This is a genomic window from Yersinia kristensenii, from assembly GCF_900460525.1.
Lineage (GTDB): Bacteria > Pseudomonadota > Gammaproteobacteria > Enterobacterales > Enterobacteriaceae > Yersinia > Yersinia kristensenii.
Map to the genome: position 1 here is coordinate 2,074,408 of NZ_UHIY01000001.1, position 23,898 is coordinate 2,098,305.

Below are 23,898 nucleotides of genomic sequence, written 5' to 3' on the forward strand. Positions count from 1 at the left end.
GCCCCGTTTTTATTCTACTGCCCAACAGGCTACGTTAGGTTTTCTGAATAACAGGTTCAAATACAAACGGTTTTTCTGGTTGGAAATGTGATGAGACATCACCAGTATATTGCGCCGCTTGTGGAGTATTGATCTTCAGCTTTTTCACGTCGGCAGATTGAGAAAAATCGATCTTATTAAAATCAACCCAAAATGTATTTGGCATCAACGTAGATTCAAAATAGTAAATCTTATTTTTCTGGTCTGAGAGGGTTCTCCAGCGGGTGGAGGAGATATTGGGTTCATCCGGTGTGCTGATACCATAAGGAACAGAAACTGAACGAATAACACTCAGTACGCTCGCTGTAGCCAGTTGCTTATCGGTATATTTGGGAATTGCATTAATATAAAATTGCGCGCGAACAAAACGATCACTGGAGCTATTGGTGCCCGGCAGCATGTTGGTGCCACCAATTCTTTGCCAATAGGAGTTGATCGCTAATTGTTTGTCATAGGTCGGTGAGTTGGTGACCACCTGATATTCCCGGCTGTGGTGAATAGTGAGTTTGCCATCAATATATTCAAATACGGCGCTATCACCACTGGCATCGGACAGCGTGAGATGAATGGTTCCAAGCCTTTCTTGGCCGGGGACATTACTGGTTAATACTGTAATGGGTTCTTTTTTAAGGTTATTAACAGCTTCATCAACGGTAGCAAAATTATCAAGAACATATTGCCCCCAGGCCGCTAGTGAAATATTAGGTCTAGCCGGGGTGGGTTTTGGGTATTGGGATTCAGCCAGCCACAGCATATTCACCACCAAGCCCTTTTCATTCATGCCGTCAGTAGTGGCTATATTATAGGCGGCGGTGATCACGCTGCCATATTTTGATGTCCACGTCACTGAGTTTGGCCCCGCATTTCCAGTGCGCTCCATTCCTCGTGGGAATACCCACAAATCAGAATGAAGGTCTTCTTTCCAATCCATCGAGCGGGCGGTTATCACTAAATTTTCCGGCCCCAGATAAACAGCTCGGGTACAGGCTTGTGCCGTGGGAATTAGCGTGATGGTGCCGACAAAGGCCATTGCACCTAACAGAGTTTTAGATATCCAGTTTTTATTCATGCTTTATCTTTCCTATATCACAATAATTAAAATACTTAAGGGGCAATTCGACGCTCTGGTTGATGCTCATCTGGATGTTAATAGTAGATTATCTGTCAAATAAGGCCATGATCTTGCTTTCTATATCAGGACTCGAGCCGTAAAAACGCTAATGTATTAAATGTCGTGTCGGATTTACGCTAGTTGTTGTCAGTTATGCTGAAGCGGCCAGCAGGGAAAATTGTCAGGATGAAAGAAACACACCATCAGGACATCTATCATGCTGACAGACCCTTCGCAAAAATATCGCCCCTTTCCACCACTGCCATTAGCCGATAGGCGCTGGCCGGATAATAGTCTGACGCAGGCACCTCGCTGGCTTTCCACCGATTTACGCGACGGTAATCAGGCACTTTCCGAACCCATGGATAGCACGCGAAAACTGTTGTTTTGGGAACAATTACTCAAATGCGGCTTTCAAGAAATCGAAGTAGCATTCCCTTCTGCCTCACAAACTGATTTTCGATTTGTGAGACAACTCATTGAAGAAAAACGTATTCCTGATGATGTCACCATTCAGGTTTTGACTCAGGCGCGGGCAGATCTTATTGAGCGGACATTCGAGTCATTAATTGGTGCTAAACGTGCCACCGTTCATCTTTATAACGCTACGGCCCCCTTATTCCGTCGGTTGGTTTTCCGTCAGAGCAAAGAGGAAATCATTCAGCTTGCGGTCAATTCAACCCGGCAGATCCGCGCTTTGTGTGAGAGTCATCCGCAAACAAAGTGGTGTTATGAATATTCTCCTGAAACATTCTGCTTTACCGAACCAGAATTTGCTTTGGCGATCTGCGAGGCGGTTGCTGCTGTTTGGCATCCTTGTGATGAAAGGCCGATGATCGTCAATTTACCGGCAACCGTTGAGGTTAATACACCCAATGTTTATGCCGATCAAATTGAGCATTTCTGTCGCCACTTTTCATGGCGGGACGCTGTATGTATCAGTGTGCATCCACACAATGACCGAGGTACAGGCATTGCTTGTGCGGAATTGGCCATGCTGGCGGGAGCTGATCGTGTTGAGGGTTGTTTGTTTGGTAATGGGGAGCGCACCGGGAATGTCTGTTTGGTGACTTTAGCGATGAATCTTTATAGTCAGGGGATATCTCCAGGCCTTGATTTTAGTCGGATGAAAGAGGTGGTTGAAGTGGTTGAACAATGTAATCAACTGCCGGTACATCCTCGGCACCCCTATGCGGGTAAACTGGCTTTTACTGCATTTTCCGGCTCACATCAGGATGCTATCAAGAAAGGTTTCAGTGCGCGTCAACTTCAGCAACCTACACTTTGGGAGATGCCTTATTTGCCGGTAGATCCCGACGATATTGGCTGCACGTATGAAGCGGTTATTCGGGTTAACAGTCAGTCAGGTAAAAGTGGTGCTGCCTGGATATTGGAGCAAAATCATGGATTGGTTTTGCCTCGCGGGCTACAGCAAGACTTCAGTCAGCGCGTTCAAGCTGAAACTGATGAGCACGGCAGAGAAATAACTCAGGCCGCACTGTGGCGGCTGTTCCATCATATTTATGGCCCACATGAACATCCTGTTTTGCGGCTGGTGGAGTACAGCACTGAAAGCCAGCTTAATTCATTACATATCAAGGTGCGTGTTGAGGTTAATGGCGAGATGTTTTTACTGCAAGGAACCGGAAATGGTCTACTTTCATCGGCAGCATACGCGATTATGCCGGTGGTAAAACAGCGCTTTTCGATTCAGGATTATCATGAGCACACTTTGGGGCGTCATAGCGAGAGCCGCTCGGTATCCTATATCCGCTGCACATTTGATAACGGGGAAAGCCAATGGGGTGTTGGAATCGATAACGATATTTCGCGGGCATCACTTCAAGCGCTATTCAACGCATTAGGGAATCACTTGAGTCAGTCGATTTATGATTTGAGAAAATAATCACTGGGAGAAGCCCCTAGAATACGCCGGAACATGGCGCTGAATGCACTGTGACTTTCATAGCCCAGATCCAGCGCTACTCGCAGTACCGACTGCCCCTGAGCAAGGCGGTTTAATGCTTCCATCAGGCGGGCGCGGCGTACCCATTCACTGAATGCCAGCCCGGTATGCTGTTTAAAGTGACGCAATAGTGTCCGTTCACTGACATTGATCAGCGCCGCTGCCTGCTCGGTTGTCCAGGGTTTACCCAGTTCAGCTTGTATCTGCCGACAAAGTGACAAGAGTGTCGGACTTTGTGGCTCGGGAAGATTGAAAGGCAGCACCGTCATCACCCGGATTTCATCGAGAATCAATTCATAAATGCGCTCATCACGAGAATAGGGAGAGTAGCTAGCAGGTAAAAGTACTGACGCGACAATTAACTCTCTGAGCAAAGGGGAAATCTGTACCACCTGACATACTGAAGGTAGGTCTGCGCGAGCGAAAGGGTCAATGAACAGGGTTCTGGCGGCAACATTACCCGTAACTCGAAGGCAGTGACGCGTCCCCGCAGGCAGCCAAACACCACGACTTGGGGGTACAATCCAACTCCCATGTTCCGTTTGCACATGTACGACGCCGCTTAAGGTATGCAGCAATTGAGCACAGTTATGGCTGTGCCAAGGCTCACTGGCACCATGGGCATAATCATGGGCGAAAGGCACCAGCGGGCGTGATTCAAATGAGAATTGCTGGGTATTTGACATAGGATACATACTGAGTAAAAAAGTAAAGATAGCATATCTGTCAGAGAATGCAGGTACTGCCAGTATTGGTATTCGGGGCAATTTTCTCATGAAATCAGGTAATTTATGATCTTTTATCAAAAACCTAAACTCTATATACCCAATAAACTTCAAGATGAAGGATAAACGTCTTGATGTTGCCGCCATGAGGCAACGGAGGTGGCGCAATTCCCTATCAATCTTCTACATACATTGAACATTGAGTTAATTACTGTTTTCCTGTTGCCTTTGATATATCAGCAAGTGTGACTGCGCAATCATGGCTGTTTGAGCAGACAAAAGCGCACAACGAATCCTGTCGCAGACACGGCGGTCACGACTGTGTTGGTACTGAGCCTCAAGGGCTGTAATCTATTCAGGTGAGAGTCTGCGTTCATAAAATGAGTGTGATCTCTGGGCTACGCAAAATCAAGCAGTTTCAATATCTGGTCAGCGCTTCTTACGCATATTAGCTCCAAGAAAGTTAAGTTTTGTGTAGGCTAGGCTATGTTCAAGCATCCAATGATATTATCTAGCAATAAATTATATTTACGTTACTAGAAGTTAATTGATTCGTTCTAATAATAGATTGAGCTTTTATTTGTGCTTCTTGTAATCAAATATCCCTGAGGGATGTCACATTTTCGAAAAAATATTTGTAGGCATGTTCCTACAATACATTTCCAAAACTATTACTTTAAGCAATATGATGATTATTAATCCCTTTTGTTATATGTGGTTACATTTTTATTGTAAGAAAAGTCTTACACATCAATAGGATGTTGTCTTTGTTTTTTACCTTTTTAATTTACATTTAGTTACATTTAACGCGTTGGTGTTAAGTGGCTAATGTTTCTACACTGCGCCTCGGGTATTTAATTGATGTGCTTATGTGTGTGAAAAATACCTATCAGATACCGTGTTATGCCATCCTGTGAATGGGTAAGGTTATCTACGGACAATTATTTTATTATTACATACGCCCGACGTTTCGGAGGGTGTTAGATATTGTGTTCACACAAGTAGATTATTTTTACGCGTTTTTTCAGGAATGGATTTCCTTAATTTTTTTCCCTAACAAGGAATGTCGATGTCTTCTTCAAGTTTCCAAAATGAAATACCCAAAGCGCGTATTAATATTAAGTTAGACCTCCACACTGGTGGGGCTCAGAAGAAAGTAGAGCTCCCGCTAAAATTGTTGGTGATGGGGGATTACAGCAACGGTCAGGAACAGCGCCCGCTGTCTGAACGTGAAAAGCTCAATATCAATAAAAACAATTTTAATAGCGTTCTGGCTGAGTTCCAACCGAGCCTGAAACTCGCGGTACCCGACACGCTGGCAGGTGATAACACCGATACTGCCGTGTCTCTGACCTTCCGCGAAATGAAAGATTTCGAACCGGAAAGCGTCGCTCGTCAAATCCCTCAACTGCGTGCTTTGCTGGCGATGCGTAATTTGTTGCGTGACCTCAAGTCCAATCTGCTGGACAACGCCACTTTCCGTCGTGAGCTGGAAAACATCCTGAAAGACGATGCTTTGAGTGATGAACTTCGCGCTGAATTGGCGGCATTAGCCCCCAAAGACTGTTAATCAGCGGATTGGCCGCCAGTAATAAATAGAAAGAAAAGAGAAGGAACATGCTGATGTCTGTACAGGAAAATACTGCGCAGGGTAGTGCGACGACCGTATTAGAAAAGAATAACGCTGTAGCCCAAGGGGTTTACGCCTCTTTGTTTGAAAAAATCAACCTCAGCCCGGTATCTTCACTGACCGGTCTTGATGCTTTCCAGAATAACGATGCCATGGCGGATGCAACCACCGATGAGCGCGTCACTGCCGCCGTCAGTGTCTTTTTGGATCTGCTGAAGCAGTCGTCGAAAAAAGTGGAAAAGCTGGATAAAACCTTGCTGGATGGCCACATTGCGGCGCTGGATGACCAAATCAGTCGCCAGTTAGATGCAGTGATGCATCACCCTGATTTCCAACGGGTAGAGTCCACCTGGCGTGGCGTGAAATCCCTTATTGATCAAACTGATTTCCGTCAAAATGTTCGCATTGAATTACTGGATATCAGTAAAGATCATCTGGTGCAGGATTTTGAAGATGCGCCTGAAATCGTGCAAAGCGGGTTATACGCTCAGACCTATATTCAGGAATATGATACTCCTGGCGGCGAGCCAATTGCAGCGGCTATCTCCAACTACGAATTTGACCGTGGCCCACAGGATATCGCGCTATTGCGTAATATCTCCAAAGTGGCGGCGGCGGCCCATATGCCGTTTATCGGTTCCGTTGGCCCCGAGTTCTTTGGCAAAGAGAACATGGAAGAAGTGGCGGCGATCAAAGATATCGCTAACTACTTTGACCGCGCCGAATACATCAAGTGGAAAGCCTTCCGCGACTCAGATGATTCCCGCTATATCGGCCTGACCATGCCGCGCGTGCTGGGGCGCTTGCCTTACGGCCCGGACACGGTGCCGGTACGCAGCTTTAACTACGTAGAGCAGGTGAAAGGGCCGGACCATGACCGTTATCTGTGGACCAACGCCTCGTTTGCTTTTGCCGCCAATATGGTGAAAAGCTTCATCAAAAACGGCTGGTGTGTGCAGATCCGTGGCCCGCAGGCCGGTGGCGCGGTGACCAACCTGCCTATTCACCTGTACGATTTGGGTACCGGTAATCAGGTCAAAATCCCGTCAGAAGTGATGATCCCGGAAACGCGCGAATTTGAGTTTGCCAATCTGGGCTTTATTCCGCTGTCGTACTACAAAAACCGTGATTACTCGTGCTTCTTCTCGGCCAACTCTGCCCAGAAGCCTGCGCTGTATGACACCGCTGATGCCACTGCCAACAGCCGTATTAATGCGCGCTTGCCATACATCTTCTTGCTGTCACGCATTGCCCATTATCTGAAGTTGATTCAGCGCGAGAACATCGGTACCACCAAAGACCGCCGTCTGTTGGAGCTGGAACTGAATAACTGGATCCGCACGTTGGTCACTGAAATGACTGATCCTGGTGATGATTTGCAGGCTTCCCATCCACTGCGTGATGCGAAAGTGACGGTCGAAGATATTGAAGACAACCCAGGTTTCTTCCGCGTCAAACTGTATGCCGTGCCGCATTTCCAGGTGGAAGGCATGGATGTGAATCTGTCATTAGTCTCGCAGATGCCGAAGGCTAAGGCATAAACGGAAATACGATGAAAATTTATCGTCCGTTATGGAATGAGGGGGCATTGCTGTCCCCTCAGCAGTTCCAGCAACAGTCAGAATGGGAATCCTTTAGGAGTGTTGGCGTGGCTTCATTAGCCTCCCCATTCCCATGGGGCGTGGAACAGGTGGAGTTTGATGACAATTTACTGTCTTCCGGGCTGATACAAATCCGTCACCTGCGGCTTTGGCTCCCTGATGGCACATTGGTTGACACACTCAATAGCGATTTACCCCCGGTAGCGCGTGAGTTGGTGATCAATCAACTGGTGGGTCAGGAGGCAGTGACCGTCATGCTCGCGCTGCCGCTGATGCAACCAGGAACCTCCAATGTGCAGCAAGAAGCCACGGTTTCTGAACGCCCACTGCGCTATTGCGAGGAATGGGTCACTGTTCCAGATGCCTTTGGGCCTGAAGAAGAATCAATGGCGGTGGCACGTTTCAACCTGACGATTCGTTTCCAGCATGAAAGCAACGAATCGTGGAAAACCTGCGCAATTGCGCGTCTGGTGCGTGATGGGCAGGGCGGATGGCGTCAGGATCCCCAGTTTATCCCCCCAATGGTGCTATTTTCCGCCAGCCCGATATTGCGTGAGCGTCTGGTCTTGCTGAATCGCCAGTTGCGCTCCCGCCGTCAGCGTTTGATGTCGATGCGCCGTGAGAGTAACGAACGGCTGGCTGACTTCGCGGTAGCGGATGTTTCTCTTTTCTGGTTGCTCAATGCCCTTAATTCTCACGCCCGCGTATTGACCGAATATGAGCGCTTCCCTGCTCGCCATCCTGAGCAGGTTTGGGCTGAGCTAGCGCGTCTGGCTGGGAGCATGCTGACCTTCTCGCTCGATAGCGATCTTGATGCGATACCGGGATATGACCATACGGAACCGGGTAATACGTTCCCACCGCTGTTTGATCTGATTAGCGGGTTATTGGAGGCCAGTTTGCCATCACGGGTTATTGCTTTGGAAATGTCACGGCCCGATGAACAAACATGGAAAGCATCCTTGCATGATGTGCGCTTACGTGAGGAAGCCGATTTGTACCTCTCTGTGCGCTCTGATATCCCCGCTTGGCAAATTGCCGAGCGATTCCCGGCACTCTGCAAGGCTGGCTCTCCAGATGATGTGAATGAAATCTACAGTGTGGCGCTAAAAGGTATTCCGCTGATTGCGGTAAATCGCGTCCCTGCTGCGCTGCCTGTTCGTTTGGAAAATCAGTATTTTGCGCTCGATATGGAAAGTGTGGCTGCCCGCGACATGTTGGAGCAAGGGGTGTGCATGTTCTACGTCCCTTCTCTTCTGGGGTCACTGGAACTTGAGTTATTTGCGGTGTTGCGCTCATGAGACAAGAAATCGATATTGACCAACTGATGACCGAAACTTGGCTGACAGTCGCCATGCTGCGGCACGGTGCCACCACACCTGATGGTAAAGCGCTCTATCAAAATTGCCTAAAGCAGGTTGAAAACGTTCGTGAAGCGCTGGAGAAAGCGGGCTACGACGACACCAGCATTGAACACATTACTTATGCCCAATGCGCCCTGCTTGATGAAACCGTGATGAGCCGTAAGCCAAAGGGTGCCGAAGAGGGCGAGGAAATTACTGCCGACGAAGGGCAACGAGCCTGGCGAACGGCACCCCTTCAGGCCCGTTTTTTCGGTTCTCTACACGCCGGTGAAGCTATTTGGGATCGTATTGCTGAAGTGCTGCGTCAACCGGCACCTGTCGCGGCGGTATTAACGTGCTATCACCGAGTGCTATCTCTGGGATTTCAGGGGTTGTACAGCGTGAAAACGGTGGATCAGGCCCAGCGAGATGAAACTCTGAAAGCCTTGAACGAACGTGTTTCACCACCTGATGCGGGTTTATCACTGATAGTTCACAAAACCGGCCGCCGTCGTTACACCCTATTACGCTCAGTGTGGTTCTGGGTTGCTTTTGCGATGGTTCTCACTGGGGTCGTATGGTGGGGGGGCATCACTGGTTACAGGTATTGCTGTCCGCTCAACTCCCGGAGTTACGACACTAATGCGTAAATCAGTCATCGTATCCGGGATGTTTCACATTTTCATCAGTACCGCTGTGTTGCTTTGGCTGCTGTGGTACTTCTTCCCGGTTGCAATTTGGGCCAAAGGGCTGCTCTCACTGGTGATTGTTATGATCGCCTGTCGGCTCGTGTGGCGACGTTATCGCCGCTGCGCCGCTGCGGCTAGCACTGTTGTCACATTAGATTTGCCACTGATTGAAAACCAAAGTCCTGTGGTGCTGGTGTGCGGTGATGGGTTGGATGACTTGTTTCCAGAACGGCCATTGAGAAAAACCGGGCAAGGCTGCTGGCTGCGCGTCGGTGATATTGGCGCGCTCCCCGAGATTGTCCGCAACATTCAGCTACAACAGCCCCGCCAACTGGGGCAACTTTCAATTATGTACAGCTGTCTGCCGGATCAGCATCAGGATGAGGCTGTGCTGCGGGCATCGCTGAAAGCCTTGCGCCAACAGGTCAAGCAGTTGAGTGTGCTGATCGGCTTCCGCTTACCCGTGGTTTTGAGTTGCCAGTTCTCCGGGCCTGAAACACCGTGGAATATTGTTCGTGGGGCCGACGCTGTAGTGTGTCCAGAGAATGAAGCTCTCATTCCATTGCAGGAATGGCAACTCTCGGCGGAGAACATCAGGCTCCTCCCTATTCTGAGCCAGGCATTCACCTTTATCCGTGCAATCGTGCTTGATGAGCTAGAGAAAACTGACCGGCTTTGCCCGCCGGTGCCTCCTTTTGCGGTTGCACTGCGCACCGGTTATCCGAGAGGAGAAAGTCACTCCCTTTGGGTTCAATGGCTGTATCGCCGAACCGGTCTTCAACTTGCTCAAACATCAGCGAAACTTGAGAATTCATATCGCTTTCCTGATGCGGTGCTTCCGCTGCTGTCGCCTTATGCTTTACCAGTACAGGGCGGGCAAGACTCTCGCCGTATGGTATGCCTTTTGATGCTGTGTGCTCTGGGTGCCATTGGATTCTCTGTGGCTAATAACCGCAGCCTTATCTATCAGGTAGAGACAGATTTGCAACGCTGGCATGCCATCCCGATGACTCACTACGAACCCAAAGCGCAGGCACTCGCCGCTCTTCAACAGGATGCCTTGTTACTCGAGCGCTGGCAGCGGCAGGGTGAGCCTCTGAAATACAGTCTGGGTTTATACCCAGGGCAACGTTTATGGTTAGCCCTTCAACAAGCCATTGATACTTATATTCCGCCACCGCCACCGCCTACACCGGTGGAAAAGCAAACGCCAAAAACCGTCCGTCTCGACGCGCTATCGCTATTTGACACCGGCAAGTACCAGCTCAAACCGGGCAGTACCAAAATGCTGGTCAGTGCGCTAATTGATATTAGGGCCAAACCCGGCTGGCTGATTGTAGTGGCTGGGCATACCGATATCACCGGTGATGCCGGTGCCAACCAGACACTATCACTGAAACGTGCCGAAGCTCTGCGTGACTGGATGCTGTCAACCAGCGACGTCTCGCCGACTTGCTTTGCTGTACAGGGATACGGGGCAACACGCCCTATCGCGACTAATGAGTCAACGGAGGGGCGCGCGCTTAATCGTCGGGTCGAAATTAGCTTGGTGCCTCAGGCCGATGCCTGTCAGGTGCCCGAAAGAAATACCCAATAGATTTCAGGTTGCAGTCAGACAGCAACCTGAAAGATGAAGGAAAACCGGTCGCAGGAACACGCGACTTCATTCAGTAAGTAACAAGGAGTTAACCATGGCAATTCCAGTATATCTGTGGCTGAAAGACGATGGCGGTGCGGACATTAAGGGTTCTGTTGATGTGCAAAGCCGTGAAGGCAGCATTGAGATCGTGGCACAGGATCATAACCTGTACATCCCAACCGATAACAATACCGGCAAGCTGACTGGCACCCGTATCCACACCCCATTCGTTTTCACCAAAGAAATCGATGCGTCTACCCCTTATCTGTACAAAGCGGTGACCACCGGTCAAACACTGAAAACCGCCGAGTTCAAATGGTACCGCATTGATGACGCTGGCCAGGAAGTTGAATATTTCAACACCAAACTGGAAAACGTCAAAGTGGTCAAAGTTGCGCCGAAAATGCACGACATCAAAGATCCGGCTAAAGAGAAGCACAACCACCTGGAACTGGTTGAATTACGCTACGAAAAAGTCACCTGGACCTTTAAAGACGGCAACATCATTCATTCCGATTCTTGGAACGAACGCGCTACCGCATAGTGACCCGAAGCAGACGGTTCGCCGTCTGCTTTTTTGTTTTTGCTGAGCCACTGCTTGTTGCGGTGATTGAGCAAAAATTAACAACACTTTGATGACCTTATGGGCCTCGGTTTCCTTATTTAGGATATGGCTATGGGCGGTAGCGTGCCTGACAGGGTAAATGACACACAAGGAAGAGAATTTATGACAACGCATTCAGCACACTTATTACGTCGGTTAAATCCTTATTGTGCGCAGGCACTGGCCGGTGCCGCCACCCTGTGTCAGACCCGCGCCCATGCCGAGATAACCGTCGAACATTGGTTGTTGAAACTGCTGGAGCAGGGCGAGGGCGATATTACCGTTATTGCCCGGCGTTATGAGTGGGATATGGACAGCCTGTGGCAGGGGTTACTGGCCCATTTAGAGACTTTGCCGCGCACGGTGCAGGGGAAACCTCAGTTGTCAGCGCCATTACAGCAATTGATCAAAAGTGCCTGGCTGGATGCCTCGTTGCAGGAAAATGCTGATGCGGTGCGCTCCACCCATCTGCTGGCGGCGCTGATTGCCACGCCGTCATTATTAGCCGCCGATGCCGCCTGGCCGTTGCTCAGTCTGAGTGCCACCCAATTACACCGCCTGCTGCCCTTGCTGGATAATCAATCCGACGAACGCCCTGAAGTTCAACAAGCGGCGGCACTGGCAGACAGCCCGGTCAACTTAACGGATGAAGCCCCGACCACTACCTCGGCCAGCGGTCAGACTCAACTGAATGACGCCCTGCAAGCCGCGCTGGATAAATTTACCCTCGACGTCACCGCCAAAGCCCGTGCTAACCAGATTGACCCGGTGTTTGGCCGCGACAGTGAAATCCGCCAAATGATTGATATTCTGTCGCGTCGGCGTAAAAACAACCCGATTTTGGTCGGTGAACCGGGCGTCGGTAAAACCGCGCTGGTTGAAGGGCTGGCGCTGCGTATTGCCGAGGGTAATGTGCCGAGCAGCTTGAAAACTGTCAGTGTGCGCACCTTGGATTTGGGCCTGTTACAAGCCGGTGCCGGGGTTAAAGGCGAGTTCGAACAGCGCCTGAAAAATGTTATCGAGGCGGTGCAACAATCGCCGACACCGATACTGCTGTTTATCGACGAAGCCCACACTATTATTGGTGCGGGTAATCAGGCCGGTGGTGCGGATGCCGCCAACTTGCTTAAACCGGCACTGGCGCGTGGCGAACTGCGCACCATCGCCGCCACCACCTGGTCGGAATACAAACAGTATTTTGAACGGGATGCCGCATTGGAACGCCGCTTCCAAATGGTCAAAGTGGATGAGCCGGATGATGATACCGCCTGCTTGATGTTGCGGGGGCTGAAAGAGCGCTACGCGACCCATCACGGCGTGCATATTCAGGACGCGGCGGTGAAAGCCGCGGTCACCTTATCCCGCCGCTATATCACCGGCCGTCAATTACCGGATAAAGCCGTCGACTTGCTGGATACCGCCAGTGCGCGGGTACGCATGAGCCTGGATACTGAACCGGAAGCACTGGTACAGATTAATGCTGCTTTAGCCGCGTTGGCGATGGAGCAACAGGCGGTAGAGCAGGACATCGTGCTGAGTGCGGAGGATGACTCCGAGCGGCTGGTCGAAATAGCCCGCCAGTGTGAACAACTGCAACAACAGCAAACTCAGCTTAAACAGCAATATCTTCAGGAACGCGAACTGACCCAACAACTGCTGGCGGTGCGTCAGGATATCAGCCGCCACGGTGAGCGCGCGGCATTGCAGCAGCAATTGAGCACCATGCAGGGGAATAATCCGCTGTTATCACTGGATGTCGACAGCCGTACAGTCGCCACTGTTATTGCCGACTGGACCGGCGTGCCGCTGGGCAGTTTGCTGAAAGACGAACAAACCAACTTGCTGTCACTGGAAAACCTTCTGGGTGAGCGGGTCATTGGGCAAAATGCAGCATTGGGCGCACTGGCGCAACGGCTGCGGGCAGCCAAAACCGGCCTGACACCGGAGAATGGCCCGCTGGGTGTATTCCTGTTGGTTGGGCCGAGTGGAGTGGGTAAAACCGAAACAGCACTGGCGCTGGCCGACAGTCTGTTCGGCGGTGAAAAATCGCTGATTACCATTAACTTATCGGAATATCAGGAAGCGCATACTGTTTCTCAGTTGAAAGGTTCGCCACCGGGTTATGTCGGCTATGGTCAGGGCGGCGTATTAACTGAGGCGGTGCGGAAGCGGCCTTACAGTGTGGTGTTGCTGGATGAAGTTGAGAAGGCCCACCGCGATGTGCTGAACTTGTTCTATCAAGTATTTGACCGTGGTTTTATGCGCGACGGCGAAGGGCGTGAAATTGATTTTCGCAATACGGTCATTGTGATGACCGCCAATCTGGGCAGTGATCCACTGATGCAATTGTTGGATCAACAGCCGGAAGCGCCGGACAGCACTTTGCACGAGCTGCTGCGCCCGATCCTGCGCGATCACTTCCAGCCCGCTTTGCTGGCCCGCTTCCAAACCTTGATTTATCGTCCGCTACAGGTGGATGCGCTAAAACGCATAGTGGCGATCAAACTGAATCAGGTGGCGCAACGGCTACAACGGCACTACGGCCTGAACTGCCAGATTGAAGAGAGCCTGACAGAAACATTGGTCGCGGCCTGCCTGTTGCCGGATACCGGAGCGCGTAACATTGACAGCTTGCTCAATCAACAGATTTTACCGGTGCTGAGCCAACAGTTACTACAACGTTTGGCGTTACAACAAAAACCGACCGGCCTGATATTGGGCTGGAATGAAGAAGATGGCATCACACTGGAGTTTCAAGGAGTGAATGATGAGTGATTCGATACTGACGAATATTGCCAGCCCGTTGAAACAGTCCTTGGGGCAATCACGTTATCATGTGGCCGTACATGACTGCCCGCACTTCCTGGATGTGCTGAGTTTTCATGCCGAAGAGTCTTTCAGTCGCCCTTGGCAGTATCATGTCTCACTCACCTGTAGCGAATCAGACATTGCTTGCGACACGCTGTTGCTTAAGCCGGGCTCTTTCACTTTCCAGACCCCAATGTTTAATGGCGGGCCTGCGGTGCCGGTGCGGACTGTCTATGGTGTCGTGCAGTCTTTTCGTCGTCTCTCGACTTCAGCGGATGAAACCCGCTATTCACTGACGCTGGTGCCGCGCATTGCGCTGTTAAAGCATACGAAAAACAATGAAATTTACCTTAACCAATCTGTGACGGAAGTTGTCGAGCAGGTTCTGCGCAAGCACGGTCTTGAAGGGCCTGACTTTGAATTTCGTTTGGCGCGTGAATATCCCGCACGGGAACTGATTACCCAGTGGCGGGAAACAGACCTGGAATTTGTGCAGCGCTTGCTGGCAGAAGTTGGCATTTTCTGGCGCTTTGAGATGGACAACCGCGTTGAGCAGGACGTCGTAATATTTCAGGATTCCCAAGAACAATACCAGTTCGGCACCCGGCTGCCATTGCGTAACCCGGCGGGCATGAGTGACAGCGGGCAAGAGAGCCTCTGGGATATTCAAACGGCGTACAACGTGGTGAGCGACAGTGTGGCCACGCGCGATTATAACTACCGTCAGGCGCTTATTCCGCAGGACAGCAATGAGAATATCAGCAGCCCAGAAGGCATTACGACGGGCGAAGTTTATCACTACGCGGAGCCATTCCTGTCCGAAGGTGATGTCCAAAGTACCGAAACCGGTGCATTTTATGCCCGGATACGGCATGAACGTATTCTCAACGGCCAGTTGACCGTCACGGGCCGCTCCACTCGCCCACTATTGTCCCCCGGTCAAGTATTGGAAACGGATGGTGCGCTGCCAGAGGGGTTGAAAGATGGCATTGTCGTGACGACAGTGCGCAGCCGCGGCTCACGGAAAAGTAGCTTCCAATCCGAATTTGACGGCATCCCTTACAGTGAAACTGTTTGCTATCGCCCAGCACTACTGAATCGCCCGGTGATCTCCGGCTCCCTCTCTGCCAGAGTAGAAAGTACAGAGAAAGGAGATACTTACGCTTGGCTGGACGACCAAGGGCGCTACCGGGTGAAACTGGACTTTGACCGCAACGGCACAGAACAGGGATATGCTTATCTTTGGCTGCGAATGGCCAAGCCGTATGCCGGTGATACCTATGGCTGGCATGCCCCGCTGCTTGACGGAACCGAAGTTTCGGTAGTGTTTGACAGTGGCGACCCAGACCGGCCTTACATTGCCTATACGCAGCACGACTCCGAACACCCTGACCACGTCACCAGTGATAACCACACCCGCAACATCTGGCGCACCCCAGCCAATAACAAGCTGAGAATGGAAGACCTGCGTCAACAGGAACACATTAAGCTCGCGACGGAGTTTGGTAAGAGCCAATTGAACATGGGCCATTTGGTTAATGCACAGCGGGAACAGCGTGGCAGTGGGTTTGAACTGCGCACTGATGAGTTTGGTGCTGTCCGTGCGGCCAAAGGGATTTTCCTGACGGCGGATGATCAGTTGAAAGCGCAGGGGCAGGTATTGGAAATGGCGCCCGCGGTTAACCTGATTAATCAGGCCAACAGCGAAATGCAGGCGCTGAACTCGGCAGCAGAGCAGGCCGGGGCGCTGGTGTCGGATATTCAGACCCAGATTAACCTGGTCAAAGAGCGGCTGTCTGGTTTGCAATCCGCTGTCGTCTTGGCGAGCGCCCCGCAAGGGATAGCCCTCACCTCTGGCGAGCATCTCCAGATGACCAGCGCCCGCAACACCATGATTAATGCAGGTCAGCACCTTGATATTGGCGCGATGAAAAACCTTTCCGTCTCGGTCGAAAAGGCGCTGGGGCTGTTTGTACATAAAGACGGGGCAAAGCTGGTGGCTAATCAGGGCGACGTAGAAATTCAGGCGCAGCACAACACGCTGGCCCTCTTCGCCAAACAACAGGTCACCATCACCAGCAGTGAGGATGAAATCATCATCAGCACGCCGAAAACGCTAACGCTGAATGGCGGGGGCTCGTACCTGAAACTGAGCCAGAGCGGGATAGAGCACGGCTCGGCAGGGGATTTCATTATGAAAACGGCAAATTATGTGGTGCCGGGGTCTGGCAATAGTTTGCCTTTGGAAACTCCGAATTTTAACGTGACTGAGATTACTCTGGTAAATAAAGTCATCAGTAAATCCTTTAATGACTGAGAATATAATATGAGATCATTAATTTTTACTTTCCGTAATACATTGCTTTTTATATTCACACTTACGTTTTCACATTTTACTTTAGCCGCTGGTTTTACAGGCATTGAAAGCACAGTGAATAACTTTTATAAGGCATATCTGAGTGACAACTCAGCGAACAATGAGGTGTTGATCAGCGAATATGTCTCAAATGAACTGATGAGAAGTATTAATGATTCTACCATGTGTAATTATGACTCTGATAATTCAGTTTCAGCCGCTGAGTTAGAGAATAAATGCTCTCAGAAACACGAGTGCAAGCAATATAAAGGTAATTATATTTGTGACTGGTATGGCGTTTGGGTGGAATCTGACGTCAATTACTTTACAAAGTCACAAGATGTCTACCCCTCATGGAAATCAAATATTAAAACCAGCACTATTTCACAAAATAGCAAAGGGTCATTGGTTGGTGTGATTTTAGGTGCTGGTGCAGACCCTAAAGTAAAACTCATAGTCACACTGAAACAAGAAAATGATGGCTGGAAAATTATCAGCGTAACGGAATAAAAAGGCTGAAATCATGTGGAATAATGGTGCGTCGGTAAATTATATAAACAGCCATGTTGAACCCAATAGTATTGGTAAATGTGCTGCGTATGTAAGAAGGGCGGTGGAAGCCGGTGGAGTCACAATCCGGATTCCACCGCCGAGGATTGGAAACTCAGCATCAGCGTGTGATTATGGCCCCTCTTTTGAGTTAGTTGGTTTTAAACCCGTATATGTTCATACAGGAACGGGTCCTACAGACACGGCTATTATCTCTGGTCAACAAACGGGTGATGTTGTTGTCATTCAACCAATCGCTGGACATCCACATGGACATATTGCTCTATTTAATGGAACTAACTGGGTTTCGGATTTCGTGCAGCTCAGAGGTTTTTATCCCGGTCCACAATATAGAAACGTGAAGCCTGCCTATACACTTTATCGTTATACAGATAATGCGGATACCAATAGTAAAAGCACGGAAAAAAAGAAAACTATCAAAATAGTCTGGCCGATCCCTTCCAACAAACGGGGGAGTGAGTTTGGTAATCAGGAAGAGATTCTTTCCCATCTGGATGGTGAGTCAACCGGACTCTATATGATTGGTCGTAATGGCATGTGGCATGGTGGAATTCATATCACTAACGCCACTACTCCTTGGTGCGCCCTAAGTGGAAAAGCAGCGTCAGAGGTCATTGATTTCCCTGTTGCTTTTAAAGGCGATCAGGCAGTGCGCTGTATGGTTGATGGCGAAGTTGTCGCCTATCGTATCTGTAAGGATTATCTTACGCTGGGGTGGGAGACCGGGCCGCTGAATTTTTCGGGTTCATTCGTTCTGGTGAAACACTATATCCAGCTGGGTGAGAAAGAAGCGAGCGGGTTACATTTCTATACGTTATATATGCATCTGGCTCCGTATTCGGCCTATAATACTAATTCGACGGAAAAAAAGTGGACCGTGCAGGATGCGCTGTCTGCCTACGACCCAGAATGGGTGATGACTGCCAGCACAAATAATAAAAGTATCAGCGAAAGCTACCGGAAAGGAACCATGCCTAAAGGGGCTATTGTGGAATGGGATAAGACAGACAGCAACCTCCATACTGTTGCGTTCAATAAGCGTGAGTATGGTCTTGTCACCTTTGTTGGCTTCACGGAAGAGGCGCTGAAAAAAGGCAAAAAAACTTCCCTGAAGCCCGGTCTGCAATACTGGATGCTGGTTGATAAAAATAATATAGTGCCGGGAACAGATGGGATTGCTCAGCCGTCATGGTGGAGGCAATTGTTACCTCCAGCTAAAGATGTTATGAAGTTTGATCAAGTGATTTGCCCAACCCCATATCCTATTAGTGCAAGTGATCCCGTAGGACATATGGGATATTACCAGGTGCCGAAAGACGGGGGTTATGAAGCACGATATCAGGTTCACATCGAGTGTATGAGTATGGATGATAATCTGGAGAAATTCCTGACCAACCCTGAAAAAGTTGGAGAGAAAAGTCCGCTCTACCTAAAGTATTCCCCTAGCCTTATTTTGTTTAAAAAAGATGTCACTACAGGAACCTTCTCAAAGGATACAAAGGTGACTACCAGGACGGGGATTCTGCCGCTAAGTCAGGTGACAACAGAGGCTGATAAATCGACGAAGCAAGAATACTGGCAACTGCGTCCGGAAAATGCTTATGTGCCAAAAGGACAAACTGAGCCTCAGCTTTTGTCCCAGTATGATCTGGCAAAACTTGGTTTCAGAACTGAAATTGCAGAGCCTCTGAGTTTCGATTACCTGAATGGAAAAGAACAGCCGACCGGATTTTTCCGGAACATCATCGAATCACTTCATGGTGCCGCGAAGGATGATGCCCGAACTAGCCATGCTCTTGTGAAACACAACTATCAGCGACTTCTGGATAAAATCGACAGCGGGGCTGCCGATTACTCATCAATGGAGTACTGGCGAGCGATTCATAACCCCGACTATCGAGACGTCATCCAGAAAACGATAGTAAAACACCCAAGCGACTGGTATTTCAAAAAAGATGATGCTATCTGGCAACCGTTCTTGAATGCGCTGAAGAAAGAAGCGCCCGAATGGAAGAAATATAGCGAAGAGTTCCTCGACAAGATGGCTTGGATGCAGGATGTGACAACTGAAAAATTGGGGCCTTCGTTGTGGCATATGCACCCGATTGCATTTCTTAATAATTTCTTATTAAGTTCAATATCTACTGAGGAAGCCAGAGTAAGAGCTTTCATGAGAATGATCAGGGTTTGTGAGGGAACAACAGGCGAAGAAGGATATGAGCGATTATTTGGGGGGGAATCTTTCATCCGAGACTATAATAAAACGTTTACAACTCACCCGCAGATTAAGATTACGCGGAAAAATAAGAAGACTGGAAAAAAATATATATCTTCCGCAGCAGGAGCCTATCAGGTGATGGGATATACTTGGGATGATCGTTCGATGGCTTTTTGGCGGAAAGAATATGGCATTACTGATTTTACACCTGAATCGCAAGATTTGCTTTGTGTGATAATCTTAAAAGAAAAAGTTCGAGACAATGCTTTAGATATGATTATTCAGGGTAAAATCAAAGAGGCCATCGAGAATAGCTGTAGTTATGAATGGGCAAGTCTTCCTCCTGCACGACATAATCAGCCAATAAAGTCGCTTAGTGAATGTTTGAGGATTTATAGTGAATTATTTAAGGAAGAGATGGAAGGAAAAACAGACTTACATATAAAAAATGGATTTTTAAATGGATTCTAATATGAAAAAAATTATAGTTATTTTGCTTTATTTTATCCCTGCTTTAGCGTTTGCCAATGTTGAAAATATTGGTTATTGGTCAGTGAAATGCGGAGGGTTTGGTGGAAGTGTGGAAATATATTCATCCGATGAGGCGAAGATAAATATAAATGATAATAATCTATATATATCTGCACATTTAGTAGAAGATCCTGATGGGAAATCAAAAGTATTCTATCGTGATGTCATTGAATCAATGAATGACGTAATCAATTGGGCTGACATCTCTCAAAGTAAACCTATTGCTGAATTATCAACTCAAAATGGGATTTTACATGTGTCTTGGAAAGGTTTTTATGATACCAAGAAGAAAAGTTATGTTTGGAAAACAGAACCTGATTTTGTTGTTGCTTCTGATGGAGGAGGAGATATTAAAATGAAAAAATGTAATTTCCAATAAATAGTTGATTCACTAGGTACTGATGGGGAGTCCAGCAATCCAGGCGGCGGCACATGTTACTGACAGCGAAAGAAACCATGAAGTTTTATCAGGTAACTCGATTTGTTGATCATAATAACTGGAATGCTCCAAAGGCGGCAATTATCTGTATATTAGCGACTCAGGATGAAATTCGGCCTTATTTTGTTCCAGAAAATAATATGTCCGAACCTTATATATATTTCAATATCTTGATATTTCGACACAGGTAAATGTGTCGGAGGATCAAATGAGAAAATATCTGATAGGTAAAGGAGTTTTGTCTGGACATGAAAAAACACTCTTAAATGCAGCTAAAATGTATGGTGTAAATGCTATCTACCTGGCTGTACATGCTTCTCTTGAAACAGGAAACGGAACCAGCCCATTAGGTACGGGTATTACGGTTGATGGAGTTATGGTATATAACATGTATGGGATCGGCGCATTAGATGGAAAAGCGGTAGCGACGGGCTCTACGATGGCGAAAAAAATGGGCTGGACAACTCCAGAAAAAGCTATTAATGGGGGAGCCTCTTGGATCGCAAGCCATTATATTCGAGTTAAGCAAAATACACTTTATAAGATGAGATGGAATCCTGAAAAACCAGTTACGTATCAGTATACTACAGCTGCAAACTGGGCTCTCGAACAATCAAAATCCTTGAAGCGTGAGTGTGACCAATTCCCGGATATTAGATTACCATTAGATATTCCAGTATATAAAAAATGAGTTTCTAAATGAAATTTAAATATATTTTTATTGGTTTGTTAACAGCTAATGTTGCAGTAGCTAATAATAGATGTACTGACATTCAAGCTATCGCAAAAATAGCAACTATAAATGGACAGAGCAATATACCGAAAGAACCATTTGTAGTGGCAAATAAAAGAAAGGTTTATTTTTATACTGCCCCTGATAACCTATGTAAACAAGGTGATAAATTTGTAATTGCAGGAGACTTTCTCTATGCATATAAAATACACGGTGATTTTACCTATGTGAACTATATAACAGCCAAAGGTGAAGAAGTAAAAGGATGGGTCAATAGCACTGAATTAAATTATTTATCTTCTATAATCAATAAAACACGAAAAAAAAACCTGAACATTATTGATTTTACTGTAATTAACCAAAATGATTGGTTTGGATTAGGAGTTTCATTTTCAAATAATAAAACTTTACTGAAGGAAAATATAATATCATCAGAATATATTGGTGACTTCTCTAATGATAACGGCGGACTCAATAAATTTTATTCTCATGTGTATAAAGATTTTATCGTAATAGCATCAAACGTAAATTACAATGAAAGATTATGGACTATGGATGATGACTACATTATTTCCACTATAACATTGACGACACCTAAATATCATGCAGGCCGTAATGTTAAAGTTGGTGATAATAAATCTAATATCATAAATTCTTATGGCGGAATTGAATTTAATGAGTCAAGTAATATTATTTCCTACTCTTTGGATGGGATGTCACTTATATTTAACTTAACCAATGACAAGATAACATCCATTCAAATGTCATTAATTTCCGAGCTGCAATAATTCCGTCCCTTTGGTTAATGATGTTATGTTAATTAGTACTGATTCATTTGTAGTGGTGATCTGGAACTATTAGTATTAGCTATAGTGTACATTGATTGGTGCATGCAATATATACCACAATGGGATTGTAAAATTATATTGCGATCTAAGATATAAACTATTCTGGACGGCCTCTGAGTATGAACTTAATAAATAAAACGGCTTTTGTGCTTTTATTGTTTCCATTTTTTTTACATGCTGCACTAACAGATTATTCAAAAATTGAATCCGACTGTCGGGAAGATAGCCCAGGCATAAATAACTCCATCGTGATGGGGTGTGCTGACTTGGTGTCTGATACTGCAAAAAAAGACATAAATATCGTTTATCAGAAAATATACAAAATAATCGAAGTGCGCGATCTTCCTTATGTGACTAAGAACTTCGAGACAGCACAAAAAAGTTGGCTAACTTTGCGAGAAAACTGGTGTGATGTTCAGGGTTTTATTATTGGCACACCGATGTACAGCATATGTCGAATGGACATGAATATTTCACGAGTGAACGAATTAAACGGTTTCTTGGAACAAATACAGAATTAATTACTGGCAGGTTCTTTTTTATTTTCGGCTTATTTTATAAAACTTAAACGTTTTAGCCATTTTATTAGGTCCCAATAATGCTCCAGATTATCCGTAAAGGCGATAAAACCACTCACGGCGGTTCAGTGATGACCGCTTCTGACACAATGAAATTCGGTGGGATTGGTGTTGCCCGTAAAGGCGATAAAGTTTCCTGCCCGATTCAAGGCCATGGCCCGACCACCATTGTCGAGGGTAATCCTGATTATTTAGATAACGGAATCCCTGTGGCATTTCACGGATATAAGTGCGGGTGTGGTTGCACACTGGTCAGCTCTTTTACAGCAGCAAAGGTTAGTTGATTATGCCTGTCTGGCTGGATGCCATCCCTGAAAAGGCAACAAAAATAGCGCGTCCCAGCCCCCGTCGATGGTTGCTGTTCTTGGCGTTTGTCATGCTGGGAGGTGTTGCCCTGACTCTTTGGAGTTGGACTTCGGAGCGCACTGGTTTTGCCTTCTGGTTTACCGCGCTGGGACTTCCATTTTGTACGTGGGGGCTGATTTTCGGTTTGCGCCGGTTTGCTTATAAAGCTGAGCAGGTCGGTGCCGAGTCCCGTAATGTGGAACGTGAAGCGCTCATTGAGCGTGAAATTCAATGCGGCCAGCGTTGTGCCTGGATCCTTGGAACGCATATTTTGACTCCAGCCGGAAACAAAGCCAGTGAATTGCTGGCTGCAATGAACAGGGCAGCCCCTGTGGTCGATTTTTCTCGACCAAGGGGATGTGAGAAGCCGGTCAGATATGCCGCTCTGACCGCATTCCAAAAAAATTTGGCCGAAGAACTGAAAGCGACAGTGACCAAACTGACCACTCGAGTTGAAGGGATTGTTGAACCTCTTCCGACAGAGCTTCCTTGCTGGCTGATGCTGGACTGCGACGCGGATATTTCTGCCAGTGCAGAAGAACAATTTAAAACTGAACTTTTACAGAAGACTGGTAGAGTTTTCCGGATGATGTCAGGAAGAGGGCTTGCGGCATTTGATGCCTGGCTGGATAAATGTTGGGGCAACCCCAGCATATTGGTTGCCATTACAATTTCCTTACCGACTTCACCTGACGAAAGAGATGCTGACGCTGTCACGATGCTTGTCTTCAGTAACCGGAAAGTATTCTTTTACCCTGATGCACTGCGCCTCCATCGTCCGGAAAGAGGGACTGATTCCACACTGACAAAAACGCTTAACCGGGCGCTGCTCTGGGCGAAAATCAAATCCGATGCGATTCAGGGAAGCTGGATTTCCGGAGCGACTCTGGCACAAGGTAGCGGCTGGAATAGTGCCTGCGAAAAAAACGGGGTGAAATTCAGCCTTTCAGAAGAAAACTTCAGTATCGATTCGGTACTGGGCTACACCCATCATGCTGCTCCGTGGGTTGCCATCACACTTGCCGATTCAGCCTTTGAACAGCGTGGAGTGCAGGTTATCGCAGTACAACCAGCTGCTGACAAAGATAACATCTGGGTCACTGTTATCACCAAATAAGAAGTTAG

Annotated in this window: 18 protein-coding genes and 1 pseudogene; 17 read left to right on the forward strand and 2 right to left on the reverse strand. The window is 47.7% G+C overall.

All coding sequences use genetic code 11. From position 1 onward, the window contains the following. Window positions 1–34: 34 nt before the first annotated feature. Entirely contained in the window at window positions 35–1,108 is a 1,074-nt protein-coding gene (locus tag DX162_RS09490; RefSeq protein WP_004392193.1) for a linear amide C-N hydrolase, read from the reverse strand. A 259-nt stretch (window positions 1,109–1,367) separates the two neighbouring features. Between DX162_RS09490 and leuA the strand changes: the two genes are divergently transcribed. Continuing rightward, window positions 1,368–3,056 (forward strand): 2-isopropylmalate synthase, encoded by a 1,689-nt coding sequence (gene leuA, locus DX162_RS09495; RefSeq protein ID WP_004392192.1) that lies wholly within the window; start codon window positions 1,368–1,370, stop codon window positions 3,054–3,056. On the opposite strand, the gene DX162_RS09500 is transcribed toward leuA, so the two are convergent. Then, on the reverse strand, window positions 3,038–3,802 hold the full coding sequence (locus DX162_RS09500) for an AraC family transcriptional regulator (RefSeq protein ID WP_032820677.1): 765 nt from the start codon (window positions 3,800–3,802) through the stop codon (window positions 3,038–3,040). The genes leuA and DX162_RS09500 overlap by 19 nt on opposite strands. A 1,108-nt stretch (window positions 3,803–4,910) precedes the next feature. Here DX162_RS09500 and tssB point away from each other — a divergent pair. The 16 genes and pseudogenes from tssB (at window position 4,911) to DX162_RS09585 (ending at window position 23,890) form a co-directional block, all read left to right on the forward strand. After that, the gene (gene tssB, locus DX162_RS09505) at window positions 4,911–5,411 is read left to right on the forward strand and encodes a type VI secretion system contractile sheath small subunit (RefSeq protein ID WP_004392191.1); all 501 of its coding nucleotides are present in this window, start codon (window positions 4,911–4,913) and stop codon (window positions 5,409–5,411) included. A 47-nt stretch (window positions 5,412–5,458) separates the two neighbouring features. Continuing rightward, window positions 5,459–7,012 (forward strand): type VI secretion system contractile sheath large subunit, encoded by a 1,554-nt coding sequence (gene tssC / locus DX162_RS09510; protein ID WP_004392190.1) that lies wholly within the window; start codon window positions 5,459–5,461, stop codon window positions 7,010–7,012. 11 nt (window positions 7,013–7,023) lie between these two features. Continuing rightward, window positions 7,024–8,373, forward strand: a complete 1,350-nt coding sequence (gene tssK, locus DX162_RS09515; RefSeq protein WP_004392189.1) for a type VI secretion system baseplate subunit TssK — start codon at window positions 7,024–7,026, stop codon at window positions 8,371–8,373. Then, window positions 8,370–9,058 (forward strand): annotated as a pseudogene (gene tssL, locus DX162_RS09520) (type VI secretion system protein TssL, short form). The gene tssK and the pseudogene tssL overlap by 4 nt, the downstream one beginning before the upstream one ends. Then, the gene (locus DX162_RS09525) at window positions 9,058–10,701 is read left to right on the forward strand and encodes an OmpA family protein (protein ID WP_032820676.1); all 1,644 of its coding nucleotides are present in this window, start codon (window positions 9,058–9,060) and stop codon (window positions 10,699–10,701) included. The pseudogene tssL and the gene DX162_RS09525 overlap by 1 nt, the downstream one beginning before the upstream one ends. A gap of 94 nt (window positions 10,702–10,795) precedes the next feature. Next, window positions 10,796–11,287 (forward strand): Hcp family type VI secretion system effector, encoded by a 492-nt coding sequence (locus DX162_RS09530; protein ID WP_004392186.1) that lies wholly within the window; start codon window positions 10,796–10,798, stop codon window positions 11,285–11,287. 183 nt (window positions 11,288–11,470) lie between these two features. After that, the gene (gene tssH, locus DX162_RS09535; protein ID WP_032820674.1) at window positions 11,471–14,122 is read left to right on the forward strand and encodes a type VI secretion system ATPase TssH; all 2,652 of its coding nucleotides are present in this window, start codon (window positions 11,471–11,473) and stop codon (window positions 14,120–14,122) included. After that, the gene (locus tag DX162_RS09540; protein WP_032820673.1) at window positions 14,115–16,472 is read left to right on the forward strand and encodes a type VI secretion system Vgr family protein; all 2,358 of its coding nucleotides are present in this window, start codon (window positions 14,115–14,117) and stop codon (window positions 16,470–16,472) included. The genes tssH and DX162_RS09540 overlap by 8 nt, the downstream gene beginning before the upstream one ends. Window positions 16,473–16,481: 9 nt before the next feature. Further along, window positions 16,482–17,021 (forward strand): DUF3828 domain-containing protein, encoded by a 540-nt coding sequence (locus tag DX162_RS09545; protein WP_004392183.1) that lies wholly within the window; start codon window positions 16,482–16,484, stop codon window positions 17,019–17,021. 13 nt (window positions 17,022–17,034) lie between these two features. Then, entirely contained in the window at window positions 17,035–19,770 is a 2,736-nt protein-coding gene (locus DX162_RS22560; protein ID WP_004392182.1) for a glycoside hydrolase family 24 protein, read from the forward strand. Window position 19,771: 1 nt separating this feature from the next. Further along, window positions 19,772–20,209 carry a hypothetical protein gene (locus tag DX162_RS09555; protein ID WP_004392181.1) on the forward strand — a complete coding sequence of 146 codons (438 nt, stop codon included), beginning with the start codon at window positions 19,772–19,774 and terminating at the stop codon, window positions 20,207–20,209. Between the two features lie 268 nt (window positions 20,210–20,477). Beyond that, window positions 20,478–20,960, forward strand: coding sequence for an N-acetylglucosaminidase (locus DX162_RS09565; RefSeq protein ID WP_004392179.1), 483 nt, complete (start codon window positions 20,478–20,480; stop codon window positions 20,958–20,960). A gap of 8 nt (window positions 20,961–20,968) precedes the next feature. After that, on the forward strand, window positions 20,969–21,790 hold the full coding sequence (locus DX162_RS09570; protein WP_004392178.1) for a hypothetical protein: 822 nt from the start codon (window positions 20,969–20,971) through the stop codon (window positions 21,788–21,790). Window positions 21,791–21,969: 179 nt separating this feature from the next. Beyond that, entirely contained in the window at window positions 21,970–22,371 is a 402-nt protein-coding gene (locus tag DX162_RS09575; RefSeq protein WP_098081091.1) for a lysozyme inhibitor LprI family protein, read from the forward strand. A gap of 77 nt (window positions 22,372–22,448) precedes the next feature. Then, window positions 22,449–22,712: a PAAR domain-containing protein gene (locus DX162_RS09580; protein ID WP_004392174.1), complete on the forward strand. Its 264-nt coding sequence runs from the start codon at window positions 22,449–22,451 to the stop codon at window positions 22,710–22,712. Window positions 22,713–22,714: 2 nt separating this feature from the next. Further along, a complete protein-coding gene (locus tag DX162_RS09585; protein WP_004392173.1) occupies window positions 22,715–23,890 on the forward strand; it encodes a hypothetical protein in 1,176 nt (391 codons plus the stop codon). Window positions 23,891–23,898 lie beyond the last annotated feature (8 nt).